This is a genomic window from Vibrio sp. CB1-14 (genome assembly GCF_040412085.2).
In the GTDB taxonomy this organism is placed as follows: domain Bacteria; phylum Pseudomonadota; class Gammaproteobacteria; order Enterobacterales; family Vibrionaceae; genus Vibrio; species Vibrio chaetopteri.
The window spans coordinates 1,328,124-1,340,949 of record NZ_CP115921.1 but is presented as its reverse complement, the minus strand read 5'-3'; the positions used below and the strand labels follow the sequence as shown (position 1 = coordinate 1,340,949).

The following is a 12,826-nucleotide window of genomic DNA, read 5'->3' as shown; positions in this document are numbered from 1 at the left end:
TGGCGATTACACCTTAAAATTAGCGACTTGCTGATGAAGCTCGCCCACGTTCGCGGTGACCTGCTCTGTCACCTCGTTGGCTGAACGTGTTTGTCCTGCGACCGCACTGAGTGAGTCATTGATATCATTCACTAACCCTGAGATGGTTTGTGTCGCATTCGCCTGCTGCTCTGCGGTTGCCGCTAAGCTCGCCATTTGTGCATTCACAAGTTCTACTTGTTCTGCCGACAACTGAATTCGACCCAGCGCTTCATGAGTCTGCTCCATAGCATCGGAAGCAATCGAAGTTCCCTCATTGATTTGCTCTTCCACTTTATTGGTTGAACTGCGGATAGCTTGCACAATGGCGTTTATCTCTGTAGTGGATTCCGTTGTTCGGCTGGCAAGCATTCTCACCTCATCAGCAACCACGGCAAAGCCTCGGCCTTGCTCTCCTGCTCTTGCCGCTTCTATCGCCGCATTAAGCGCTAATAGATTGGTTTGCTCAGCCAACCCTTCGATTACCTCGGTTACTTTGCCGATAGCTTGACTCTCGTTGCTAAGCTGCGCGACGAGCTGCTGTGCAGTTTGAATCGCACTAACCAAATCCGTCATATTGCCGTGGTTTTCGGTCAGCATGGTTTCACCAGAGGCTAACTCTTGCTTAGCATCCACCAGCGCAGAAGACGAAATCTGAACCTGGCTTGCGGTTTGCTCAGAGCCCACCGCAACCTCAGACAGCGAATGACCAATGTTATCTAGGTTTGACGACTGCAATTCAACTTGCTGCAAACTTTGGCGACTATGTTTGGTCAAGTCATCCATCTTGTCCTCAACAGCGCCAACACTTTGCGACACTTGCCCCACTAACCTAGACAGTGATTGGTTCATGCTGTTGATAGAGACCATAAGATCCGCCAATTCATCGCGGCCAGTGACCGTCAGTGGTGCACTCGACACATCACCTGCAGCGATCAACTGCGCACGCTTAGCAATTAGCGACACACGGCCACCAATTTGACGCCCTAAGAAATGGGAAACGATAAAGGCGACACCAAGAACAGCAACGCAGCTTAGCGCTAATATTGCCAGCAGTGATTTCACGCTAGAGCCGATGCGATTTTCTGTCTCGCTTGCTTTTTGTTGAGCAAGAAGAACCACATTATCTAGCTCACTTTCAACTCGCTGAATCGATGGTAGCAACTCAGACTCCATCAAGAAATTAGACTGGTTCCAGCTCGGTGATTGGCGCAGTTCAATCACTTGTTTTGCTAGCGGTATATACAGGCCTTTCATCTCATTAAACAGAGACCATAGACTTTCATCACTGCTACTAAATAGCTGTGTTTTGTAGCCGATTTGCTCGACGACTTTAGCGTGTGATTTCAAAAAGTCATTGTACTTATCGAGGTAGTCTTGATTGCCGTACTGAAGATAATCTCGCTGAGCAGAAAGTGCGTTAGCAAGAGAGTTGTAGGCGTCGGCATAGAGTTTAAATAAGCGTTTGCGCTCACCACCCGCCACGCGGCCTGCTTCTTCGTTGATAAGCCCCTGTATTTGATCAAGAGCGACCTCAGCAATTGGCGCCGCTTCATTGATAAATAGCGCATGCGCTGGGAGGTTGTCATGGGTTTGTGCAATCTCTAATATTTTATTCGCGGTCTCTTTAATCGATGTCCAGCGCTCACTCACTGCCAAATAGGTTTGTTCCGGCAACAGTCCTTCTAAGCTAATAAGCTGAATATCAACGCGTTCAATATGTTCCAGCACCTTGGTTTTAGAAACCTCTACCTGCTCTTCCGAGCCCACCAGCAACATATGGCCTCTTAACTCAGAAACCGTCGTTTGCAATGACTGGCCAAGTTGGCGACTGGCATCAACCGTTGGTAGGTCAAAGCGCAATAGTGAATGTGTTTGTGTTTGCAGTCCATCAACGCTTCGATACACAAACAGAGATGAGACGATAAAAAGTACTGCAAGCGCCAGATAACTCATCCGAAGCTTACTCGATATCGAGAGTTTCATCCTTAAACCTCTATAAAATACAAACGAATTATCACTATATCGGTAAATTAAAAGAATTCTAAACATTTTGTTGATGTTTTTATTACCAATTTTTTGCGATGCCATGGATTAGACTTTAAGATTGAGATCAAAGTCGACATCACAAGGTGCAGTTATGGCTAAAGATTTATTCGCAAATCTTGATTTAAACCTATTAAGAACCTTCATCATCTTGAACCAAGAGCGCAATATGCGAAAAGCGGCGGAGCGCCTGTTTGTCTCACAGCCCGCCGTAAGTAAAGCTCTGCAACGACTGCGTGATCACTTTGATGATGAGCTGTTCGTAAAAACCCATCATGGATTGCGTGCTACCGAAAAAGCACACCAATTGGCGGATGCATTAAGCCCTGTCATGGATGATTTGGCGAGTGCAGTCAATCACTCTGCAGAATTTGACCCAGCGGAACTGGATGTCACCTTAAAGCTTGCTATCTCCCCTTTTTTCCTCGCCGGGATCGCCAACCAACTGTTTAATGCTATCCGGGCAGAAGCGCCTAATGTGCAAGTTCAGCTACTTAACTGGAGTAAGTCAACGATTCAAGATATCGTCAACGACGATATTCATTTAGGGCTAAACTACACCATCAATCATGCACCAAAGGAAATCATCCAAAAGCGCATCATAGAAGACCGGTTCAAAGGCTACTTGCGTACTGGGCACCCGTACGACAAAGACTACCTAGAAATTGATGACGGTGTAGAGTTTGAAATTGCCACGCTTATTGCCGCTGACTGGAACTCGAATCAATCCATATCGGAAAAGATGATTCGTATGCGAGGCCATGATCCTAAGATCGTATTTCGATCCGAACTTCCCTCGGCAATTATCGACGTAGTGAAGCACTCAGATATGATGTTCCCAGGCTCTAGCTTTTTAAACCTCGACACACACCCGGGGCTACGTTCACTCGATATCTACTTCGGTAGCGCCGCCTTAGACACAGATATCAATGCCTTCTACCACTACAAAAACCGAAACAACACCACCACCTTGTGGCTACATAAGCTTATTAAGACAATTTTAACCGCTGATAACCCTGGGTTATCAGGCTAATAATAGCCATTTATTAATAACTTAAGTTCATTTGCATGATAAAGGCTGTTCATTAGTTCAGCCTCATCAAATTCTTTATAGTTCTCTCATCGGCTCGGAACGCCAAATCAAAAAGCAAGATGCCTCCTTTAGTTCCAATACAATTTTGAGAGATAACCATGAAACTTAAATTAATCAGTGCAGTAATCGCCGCTTCATTCCTAGCAGGTTGTTCTTCTAATGGTTCTAGTCACGATGGCGGTGAGCAAGCACCGCAAGATGGAATCGCCAACGTAACCGTTCATGAAGGTGATGTTTTCAACGCTGCGCTGGTTGAAGGCGACGAAGGCAACCACAATGTACTTGCTGTAGGGGGCACCGAAGGCAATGGCTACATTGTTCACAACGGCACAACTTATCTCGTTGAGGCGGGTGATGTGACTACCCTTGACGGTCAAGAAGTTGGCAGCATTCAAGCACAAGACGGCGGTTTCATTTTCCACGGTGTTAACGGTGGTGAAGTTAAGCTAACTAATGTTGATGGTCGTCTGGTTATTTCGGATTATCAACCACCTCGTCCTGGTAACGATTTACCAGTTACCGACCCAGATTTCGGTGTAAGTCCAAGTGATGTTTGGTTTATCGATAGCGAAACCGGTGAGCTTAAGTTTAATGGTGAGACCGTTGGCCAAATCTCTCCAACAGATGACGTGGTCGATGGTACAGGTACTTATAACGTTCGAATTGGCGATGACTACGAAGTAAAGCAAATCCAAGTGATTAACTATGGTGGCTATGTTGAGATCAAAGTACCAGGCAAAGGTCGCCTTGCGATCACTATCGATAACGGTGTGATTAGCCGCATTGGATGGGATGCTCCAGAAATGGATCAACCTATCGAGATTGACCCTGGCTTTGGTAATGATCGAGTGATTAAAGATATCGAGCGCCAAGAAACGGCAACCGGTGTTGAAATCAAACTGGTCGGCTTCAACGGCGGTGAAGTTTACGTGTACACCGACCGAAATGGCAAAGTGGAAGATGTCAAAATGAATTCAGAGGCGAGTGCGTTCATCAAAGCTCACTTACCTAAATCAGAGATCAACCGCGATGAAGTAAGACAAAAATTGCAATCGCTATCTCAAGAACAACGCCAACAAATCAAGCAAGCAGTAAAAGACCGCGTTGGTCGCTCTTAACAGACAGCATCATTAGATAAAACCAAAGGAGCCGGATTTATTCGGCTCCTTTTATTTTGAGCGAAAGAAATATGAAGAGATACATAGCTACCGCGATGGCGTTGTTGCCTTTTTCTACGTTGGCCAGTCACCATGAATTGTCCTACTACGAACCAACCATGAGTTTTCAAACCTCAAAAGTGGCAGACACTTGGGTTGGGACTCTTTCCGGTACGGTTCAAGCGACAGAAGAAATCAATCTCGGGTTTGAAGTTGATTCAACGGGCTACCTTGAGCTAGGTGCCGGCTACGGTATGTTGTTAGGCGAAACCTATACAGAAGCCTTCGCTACATATGGCAGAGCGGACTTGGTCGACATCTACAACCTTGGCGCTTTCGCCGGTCGTATGCTTAGCCACAATGTTTTAGTCTTCGCTTCAACATCCTATGAGTGGCGAAAAAATGTCTTTCAGAGTGATGACTTCCCTATTTTGAGTCCAAATTTCAGCACACACCGCGAATGGAAAGCAAGCTTGGGAGCAAGCTACACCCCGGTGACTTGGCTAACCTACAGCTATGCGCTCAACCACGACCGTATTATGTCCGAAACACATTTGGAGCCCAGTATTTTTCATGCCGACTTTACCCTGACCTTTAAGCCAAAATATGTAGAGCCATATGTAAAATACCGATATGGCCAACACCGCGTCCGTCCGGGAGAGCCAAGAACGACAGAAGGTACATTTGAGTTTGGGTTTAACCTAAATTTCCGATAATCAAAAGTGATTAAGGCCAAATGCAGTCAGCATTTGACCTATTGACTACTTGCCCTTTTGAGAAGTGGTAAGCAGCAACCGACTTACCTTCGTGCTCTCGACTTGTATTTTTTGATTGAGGCTAGGGTTAACAAAGCGAATAACGACAACATCGACGCAGATCCACCGTTTTCTTCGGCAATAGCTGGCGCTGTTGGTAATTCTGGAATCTCAATATTTGGGTCGATGCGTGAGGTAGTTTCATCACAGTGTTCATAGTCACTAGAGTCTGACAACTGACAATGAGCTATGTAGTCCACTTCCATAGTGGCACGTTGCAAATTAGGGTCAATTTGCCCACCTAACATACCTCCCATGGCGACATTAAGTAGAACAAACATAGGTTCTTTGTAGCGTGGACAATGGCTCACGTCGTGGCGAATGACTTCTTGGTCATCGATGAAAAAAGCAATTGAGTCGCGATCCCATTCAATGGCATAACGATGCCAGTCCAAGACATCTTGCGCACCATTCGTGTATGGGTGGCGATATTCAGCACCGCACCCCGCAGTATTGAAAAAGTTGGTGATATAGCTTTGTGGCTGATTGGAAAACCACTCCCAAACATCAATTTCGCTGGCACCGGAGTTTGGCCAGCCAACATTGTCGTTGTCACCTTTTACCGGCTGCTCCGCGATTCTATTTTCTAGCATCCAAAAAGCTGGCCATGTCCCGCCCTCCAAATCGTGAAAGCGAATACGAGCTTCAATCCGACCGTACAAAAACTCTCGTTTGTCTTTGCTATTAAGCCGACCTGATGTCCAAGTTTTGGTTTGCCCTCCCAACGTCATACATTGGTTGGTTTGCTTTCTGGCGATAATTTTCAAAGTACCATCAGATACGTCATAGTTACGCGACTCGCTAACATCATCGTCGGTGTAACACTGCACTTCGTTGTTGTAGTTTGCTTGTGTTTGCGCCGTCCAGTTATCCCAATTGACACCTTCTCCCTCAAAGGTATCAATCCAATGAACCTCCCATCCGGCGTGCGCTTTAGGGGCGATAACACCAGCAACTAAAGCACCCAACATCAAACCAAGGCTGTAGAGCCTGTTGTTAACCATTTCTTTGATCCTGTATTTCAGGCAGCACAAAAACCACTTGCGACACGACGGTCGAAGCAGAATTGAACTTAGAGATTAATGAAAGTGGCGATGGCATTATTGCCATCGCCTATCGATAGTTATGTTCTAACGTTAATTGAAGTAAGACTTATGTTATTGCTTCTGATGAGGGGTACTCATACCCGGGCAATTATTCAAACCAAGAGATATTGCGAACCTGAATATCCGCATCAGTCAGACCTACTTTAGTGGTACCGTTAACGATAAACGGCTGGGTGACTTGGCTTAAGTTTGGATCACTAGAGAACTCACTGATATCGACTTCAAATGATTGCCACTCGGTCGTTAGCTGACGTTCACCTTCATTAAAGCGAATCGTGTGATTGGTTGACCACTCACCGCCAGTATCGGATTGGAAACCAACACCAAACCCAAATTCAGCGAGTGCCTTACCACCCTCAGTAAAGCCACGGATTTCAAATTTGAGTGTCTTAACCGCGGTAAAATCACGGCGGCTGTCGTCACCAATGTGAGCTCCCCATCCCCAATCTTTTGCAGAGCTAGGTGAGGTAGCCACGGTTAGCACGCCTTCTTCGTCAACACCAGCCCAAGCTGTATCTTCCCAAGCAAACGCTCCTGCACCACTAAATAGACCAGCACCAAGGACTTTGAATTCACCCTCCACTGGAGGCTGTTCAACTGGAGCAAACGGTGGTGGTAAAACATCGTCCAAAAGTGATGCGTAGATACCACCGTAGCTCGCAGTAAAGCCATTGCAGTCACGTGTCAGCCCAAGTGCATTGAGTGTGTCGACTTTGTCCCAAGCAACGTACTTAACATTACAATCGATATCGATGAGACCGAAGCTTTTCTCTGAGTGACCTGGGTTGTCACCACCTTTCCATGGCTCGTCAAACGCTTGAAAGAAGAACAGAGATACGCCTTCGTTGTTAGCGAAATCGCGCATATCGTCATGGAACATCTTCTGTTTATACTCATCAGCCGCTTGTGTGCCACCCTCGCCGTAGCCGTCGTTAGAGTTCGTCGACCAACCTGTCTCACCTATATGAATTGGCTTGCTAGGATCGACGCTATTAATAAACTGCTGCGCGGCCGCGTACTGCTCTAGCGAATGCTGATGGGCTTTTTGCATTGAGATGGCAATTTGCTGCTCTTTAGTTAATGTCTGATCTGCTTCAGCTACCTTCCAATCTTCTTTAAACTCTGGATGATAGAAAGTGTCATGGTGTGCATATGTGTGCAGCGATACATAGTCCACCGCTTGTATTAGCGCTTTTAGATCTGCTTGGTCACCGTAGTTGCCATTGGGATCTATGCCTGCCCATACTGCCCAGTTGTCTGATGTCGTAACCCAAATGTCTTCGGTGTCACTGCTTTCAAGCTTCCAGCTTTGTAGGTCATTCACGTGATTGAGGATGATTGAAGGGTGGACCTTGTAAGACGAAGCCCAGTCGACCATTGCCTCATTACCCACCGCAATCACTTTAATGATATCGGGATACGCCAAGGCGAGTTCTTTTGCTTTTGCGAGCTCTAACGCGTTATTCGGAGAGTCGGTTGCCGAATCAATCGCCTCGCCAGTCCAAGCGCCGTTCGCATCTATCCAAACACCGAGCATGACGTACATTTCAAATGTATTGCCATCGCCTGCGGCCTCATCTTTAAGCTGACGGATTGCAGCTAACAGGTTCTCAGTGTTGCTCTTGCCATCAGTGCCAATAAATCCTTGAGTGTTATAGGTACGAACCACTTTAATGCCCATAGCATTAAGAATTTTCATATCTTCAACATGATCAGCGACAGAAGGAACAAGGTCACCAGATGCACGAGTGTCGCTACGCCATGCGCCATAAGAGATTGCTTGATACTGAGGGTTACCTAATAGTGGCTGACCCGTATCAGATACAGGGTAGCTCTCTGGCATCGGTTGCTCTGCTAGGCCATCCCCTTCAAGGCGAATATTGTCCCAATAAAACACTTTGTCACTGCCCACGTTTCCAAAGTCGAAAAACAAACTCTTCATGTTATAGGTAATAGCATCGCTCAACTCGCCTTGGTTCAAATCGGCAAAATCAAAAGTCAGCTGTTCCCATTCATTAGCCTTAGTCGTTGTCACTAGCACTTCAGCAAACTGAGTAGCATCGTTAGAATTTTCAACTTTAAGTAGAATTGGTACATCGACCTCTGGTGAATAAACCCATGCAGTGACAACGCTTCTTTCAGCGCTTAGCTCGAGGCTAGTACTATCTGCAATCGTACTACCAGCCCAAGTTTCTGCCCCGGCTACTTTCGTCGTCTTAAGTACCGAGCCTGTTACAGACATGGACGTTGGATCTGGGTTGATAGCGTTCGTTTCTGTGAACGCATTGCCAAAGTCAATTGGAGCTTGAGATTTCACATCCATTTGATAATCCGGCGTAACAGAAACAGTAATTTCACTACCGCCTCCATTGTCTCCACCTTGGTTACCACCATCCGTTGTAGTATCTGTAGAGTCTGAACCACAAGCCGCGAGCATCGCTGCAGCAGTGGCGAGAACAAGAGGTTTCAAACTGCTTTTAATCATTGTAACTTCCTTGCGTATTGGAATTTCTTATTGTTGAAGGCGCGAGGCACCATCATTGAACAGCTCAAAAAGTGGCATTATTTGAGTAAGCGCTTTCTTTTAAAGAAACAAGAAAACACTGATAAAGCCTCCTTTAGTTTCACCAAACTTGGCGAACTCACTATTGGTGAAAAGCTTGTATATCTAGTATTAATCAACATTTTCTGAGTGTATAGCGGTTAAAGAAAGTTGTTTTCGTAAACAAGAAAACCATCACCAATAAGAAAGCGCTTACTTTTATGGGAGGTTAGTCGACGGTTTATTGTTCAATATATTTAGAGGCTAGTTATCCAAACACACGCTCTCTTAGTTCATCATCCTACCTACTTGTCATCCTCGAGAAATCGAGGATCTCTTATAACGCATAGACATCTGAAAATTGACGATATGTATTTTGCATTTAGATAAGGTGCAGGCTGTGGAAGCTCCCCTTTTTCAAGGGGATGACAGGATTTGAATTTCTAAAACTAAAAAAGGAGCATACGAATATGCTCCTTATGGCCAGTTAGTCTTATGTATTAATTAACTATCTTTCGAATCGAATATTGTCTAACTTAAATGTCATCGCGCCTTGTGGTTCAAAGACTAGGAGGTTGTTTACCGCTTTTGGATCCGCCTGGGAGCCAGGCGCGAAGCTGTTATCACTATCTAAAATATCAGCGATGGCTATCTTCACCTGTCCCCATTCGCCTACCGCTGGCGTTGCAACGACATAGTCACTCGTGTTTGGCCAGCCACTGTCCATCTTGATTAGTAGCTCAGTATCTGAGCCTTGTTCTACTTTGATATCAAAAATTAAGGTGCCATTTTTCTTCCAATCTGTCATGTCAGTCACCGGAGATCGGAAATAGAGGTTACCCGCACCGTTTTGCTTAGTGATTTCAAGTACCGAACCACGTCCCGCTTCTTCAACGACTGCATGTTCCACTAGGTTCACCGGATCGTAACTTGCGAACGCCAGTGCTGCATTCAACGTATCCGTGAAAATATCCAGCGTTGGACTATCGGCATAGCTATCGTCCATCGCCAAGATAGCCGGCGCTTCGTGACCTTCGACGTGTTTCGCTAGTTCAGAGCGACTAGAGCAGCCCTTGCCTTTCCAGCGGTCGACGCCACATCGGTATACTTTGACATAATCCACCAGCATGGTTTTCGGATAATCACTATCATCAACACCCTGTTGATTGGCATTTGCAGACCAAGAACCACCAATCGCCAGATTTAACAGTAAGTGGAACTTCTCATCAAAAGGGGCTGCGCCTTTTGCATTGACCAATAGGCCTTTCTCTTTTTCATACTGGCTATACCAGCCATCTTGAGTCTGCGTGGCGTAGTGCAGATTATCAACGTACCAGCGGATTTCGCCTTCTTCCCACTCAATGGCGTAAGTATGGAATCCATCAGCTGGATTCACGCCCTCTGGCAACGTCGCACCTTGGCCACTGTACACATTGTCTGGCCACTTCTTACCATAGTGGAGGCTGCCATAAATGCGGTTTTCTTCATCGCCAGATTGTGCATTCGGGGCATCGGATTGAGTCTTTAGGTTCACGGCCTCCATAATGTCAATTTCACCAGATGCCGCCCACGTCCCGTATTTATTTTCGGTTGGAAGCATCCAAATTGCCGGCCATGTACCTTGACCTGTAGGCAGTTTGGCGCGAATTTCAAAACGACCGTATTTTTGGTCGCGCTTGTCTTTAGTACGAAGCCTCGCCGAGGTGTAAGGCAGCGTTTTTTCCGGACCCGCTTTTCCTTCTGGATTATCAGGCCCCGTGTAGCGCTCTTTGTGCGCTACAATGTGCAGCATACCATCTTGGACAAAAGCGTTCTTACTTCGGTTGGTGTAGCACTGCTGCTCATTATTGCCACCCCCCCAGCAGTTTTGCTCCAAACTCCAGTTTCGTTTGCTGATGCTGTCACCTTCAAACTGATCCTCCCATACCAACTGCCAATCACCACTCACTTCTACTGGAGCATTGGTAAGCATAACGGGTGCTTTGGTTTGGACGAGCCCTGTATCCGCTTCCTTCTCTTTGTCTGTACTAGCGCAGCCAGACAGCAGAGCTATTGAGATTACTGAGCCCAGTACTGTTGGGGTGAAATTTGCTGTTCGCTTTTCCATTCGCATCACTACTCCTTGAATACGAGTATGCCTAAACCGATTAAAACTGATTACTCAACTCACTGACCAAACTGCCCACCCACATTGAAAGCGCTTACTTTCGAAACTAAAAAAACGCGCGTTAGCTTTGATGGTAAAATCAATAAGTTTTGTGTCATTTTGCTGCCTATTTGACTCTTGCAGCCCGTATTAACTAGTTCACTACAATTCAGACACCTTGTATACAGCGATAAAAATTCCTTTCTCTAAAACTAGCGAACCATCACCAAAAAGAAAGCGCTTTCAATTAAAAATATAAAACCGCGGCTATTTATTGAACTAGCCGCGCTGGCGCGGCTAAAATGCAGACAGCGAGACCAGAGTTTTGGTGTAATCTTGTTCTGGCCTAGCAAACAGTTGCTGAGTATTGCCTTGTTCAACAATCTGGCCGTCTTTCATCACTATGGTGTAATGGCACAGCGACTTAACCACATTCAAGTCATGACTAATAAATAGATAAGTGAGCCCGTGCTTTACCTGAAGTGCTTTAAGCAAATCCAGCACCTGAGCCTGAACTGTGCGATCCAGTGATGAGGTTGGTTCATCGAGCAGAATAAACTCAGGCTTTAAGATCAACGCCCTCGCTATTGCAATTCGTTGACGCTGACCGCCGGAACACTCATTTGGATAACGATGACGCGTTTCTGGATCTAAATCGACTTCACGCATCACATCGCAAATCATAGAATCCAATGTTTGCTCATCATGCTCAAAGTGAACACGAAGCCCCTCACCAATGACTTGTGCTACTGACATTCGTGGGTTAAGCGCAGAGAACGGGTCTTGAAACACCACCTGCATTCGGCTTCGATATGGCAGCATTCCTTTTCTGTCCAAAGTTTGAATGTCTTGCCCATCAAACTCAATCAGCCCTTCACTTTGAACCAACTTGAGTATTGCCATTCCAGTGGTCGATTTACCTGAGCCACTCTCCCCTACCAGACCAATTGAATGCCCTTGCCGTAACTCAAAGTTCATGTTGGTCACAGCTTTCACGTGGTCGAGAACCCGCTTAAACAGTCCCCCCTTAATTGGGAACCATACCTTGAGATTTTCTACTGACAGTAATGGTTTTGCGCTAGTGCTGACTTCAACCGGTAAACCGCGTGGATCTGAATTAATAAGCTTCTGAGTGTAAGGGTGAGAAGGCTCATTGAACACCTGCTGACACTCACCGACCTCTACTAATCTACCTTGCTGCATTACCGCTACGCGATCAGCAATACGCCTTACAATACTCAAGTCATGGGTGATGAAGAGCATAGCCATGCCCATCTCTTCTTGGAGCTCTTTAAGCAAGTCAAGAATTTGTGCCTGAACCGAAACATCAAGCGCCGTGGTTGGTTCATCTGCGATAAGAAGCTCTGGCTCATTGATAAGTGCCATAGCGATCATCACACGCTGACGTTCTCCACCAGACAGCTCATGCGGATAAGCGGTAACCTTCTGCTCCGGGTTGCGAATACCAACTTTCTTGAGCCAACTAATCGCGTGTTGTTCCGCTTTATTGGTGCGCATACCTCGGTGAATCGATAGGGTTTCTACCAACTGCCTACCCACTTTGTGAAGCGGATTGAGCGACACCATCGGCTCTTGGAAAATCATACCAATGCGACCACCACGAATGCCACGAAGCTGTCGCTCAGAGCAGTTCAACATATCGATATCATCGAACTTAATATGACCGTTCAAGTAATGGCTGGAGCCCTTTGGCAATAGTTTAAGTATGGAATTGGCGGTAACTGACTTACCAGAACCACTTTCACCTACCAATGCCAGCGTCTCTCCTTTTCGGATATCCAGTGAGACATCGAAGGTCACTTGTTCAACATTTTTGCCTCTGCCAAAGCCAACCGACAAACTATCAATCGAGAGCACGTGTTTTGGATCGTCTTTAGTCATC

At 46.1% G+C, this 12,826-nt stretch carries 8 protein-coding genes; 3 read left to right on the top strand and 5 right to left on the bottom strand.

The window, feature by feature from the left end; genetic code table 11:
- Positions 1-6 precede the first annotated feature (6 nt).
- Positions 7-2,004 (bottom strand): HAMP domain-containing methyl-accepting chemotaxis protein, encoded by a 1,998-nt coding sequence (locus PG915_RS21820; protein ID WP_353499089.1) that lies wholly within the window; start codon positions 2,002-2,004, stop codon positions 7-9.
- A 154-nt stretch (positions 2,005-2,158) separates the two neighbouring features.
- On the opposite strand from PG915_RS21820, the gene PG915_RS21815 reads away from it, so the two are divergent.
- The 3 genes from PG915_RS21815 to PG915_RS21805 all read left to right on the top strand — a co-directional run bounded on the left by PG915_RS21815 (position 2,159) and on the right by PG915_RS21805 (position 5,030).
- The gene (locus PG915_RS21815; RefSeq protein WP_353499088.1) at positions 2,159-3,097 is read left to right on the top strand and encodes a LysR family transcriptional regulator; all 939 of its coding nucleotides are present in this window, start codon (positions 2,159-2,161) and stop codon (positions 3,095-3,097) included.
- 158 nt (positions 3,098-3,255) lie between these two features.
- The gene (locus PG915_RS21810; protein WP_353499087.1) at positions 3,256-4,275 is read left to right on the top strand and encodes a hypothetical protein; all 1,020 of its coding nucleotides are present in this window, start codon (positions 3,256-3,258) and stop codon (positions 4,273-4,275) included.
- Between the two features lie 71 nt (positions 4,276-4,346).
- Positions 4,347-5,030: a hypothetical protein gene (locus tag PG915_RS21805; protein WP_353499086.1), complete on the top strand. Its 684-nt coding sequence runs from the start codon at positions 4,347-4,349 to the stop codon at positions 5,028-5,030.
- Between the two features lie 83 nt (positions 5,031-5,113).
- Here PG915_RS21805 and PG915_RS21800 read toward each other — a convergent pair whose 3' ends face one another.
- The 4 genes from PG915_RS21800 to PG915_RS21785 all read right to left on the bottom strand — a co-directional run bounded on the left by PG915_RS21800 (position 5,114) and on the right by PG915_RS21785 (position 12,825).
- Positions 5,114-6,133 carry a glycoside hydrolase family 16 protein gene (locus PG915_RS21800; RefSeq protein WP_353499085.1) on the bottom strand — a complete coding sequence of 340 codons (1,020 nt, stop codon included), beginning with the start codon at positions 6,131-6,133 and terminating at the stop codon, positions 5,114-5,116.
- 190 nt (positions 6,134-6,323) lie between these two features.
- Complete coding sequence (locus PG915_RS21795; protein ID WP_353499084.1) at positions 6,324-8,720, bottom strand: hypothetical protein; 2,397 nt, start codon at positions 8,718-8,720, stop codon at positions 6,324-6,326.
- 565 nt (positions 8,721-9,285) lie between these two features.
- Positions 9,286-10,884 carry a glycoside hydrolase family 16 protein gene (locus PG915_RS21790; protein ID WP_353499083.1) on the bottom strand — a complete coding sequence of 533 codons (1,599 nt, stop codon included), beginning with the start codon at positions 10,882-10,884 and terminating at the stop codon, positions 9,286-9,288.
- Positions 10,885-11,220: 336 nt separating this feature from the next.
- Positions 11,221-12,825: an ABC transporter ATP-binding protein gene (locus PG915_RS21785; RefSeq protein WP_353500187.1), complete on the bottom strand. Its 1,605-nt coding sequence runs from the start codon at positions 12,823-12,825 to the stop codon at positions 11,221-11,223.
- Position 12,826: the final 1 nt, after the last annotated feature.

Excerpts from the sequence above, each read along its gene's own strand:
- PG915_RS21820 (WP_353499089.1), bottom strand. The coding sequence starts at position 2,004 with ATGAAACTCTCGATATCGAGTAAGCTTCGGATGAGTTATCTGGCGCTT.
- PG915_RS21800 (WP_353499085.1), bottom strand. The coding sequence starts at position 6,133 with ATGGTTAACAACAGGCTCTACAGCCTTGGTTTGATGTTGGGTGCTTTA.
- PG915_RS21805 (WP_353499086.1), top strand. The coding sequence starts at position 4,347 with ATGAAGAGATACATAGCTACCGCGATGGCGTTGTTGCCTTTTTCTACG.
- PG915_RS21795 (WP_353499084.1), bottom strand. The coding sequence starts at position 8,720 with ATGATTAAAAGCAGTTTGAAACCTCTTGTTCTCGCCACTGCTGCAGCG.
- PG915_RS21810 (WP_353499087.1), top strand. The coding sequence starts at position 3,256 with ATGAAACTTAAATTAATCAGTGCAGTAATCGCCGCTTCATTCCTAGCA.
- PG915_RS21815 (WP_353499088.1), top strand. The coding sequence starts at position 2,159 with ATGGCTAAAGATTTATTCGCAAATCTTGATTTAAACCTATTAAGAACC.
- PG915_RS21790 (WP_353499083.1), bottom strand. The coding sequence starts at position 10,884 with ATGGAAAAGCGAACAGCAAATTTCACCCCAACAGTACTGGGCTCAGTA.
- PG915_RS21785 (WP_353500187.1), bottom strand. The coding sequence starts at position 12,825 with ATGACTAAAGACGATCCAAAACACGTGCTCTCGATTGATAGTTTGTCG.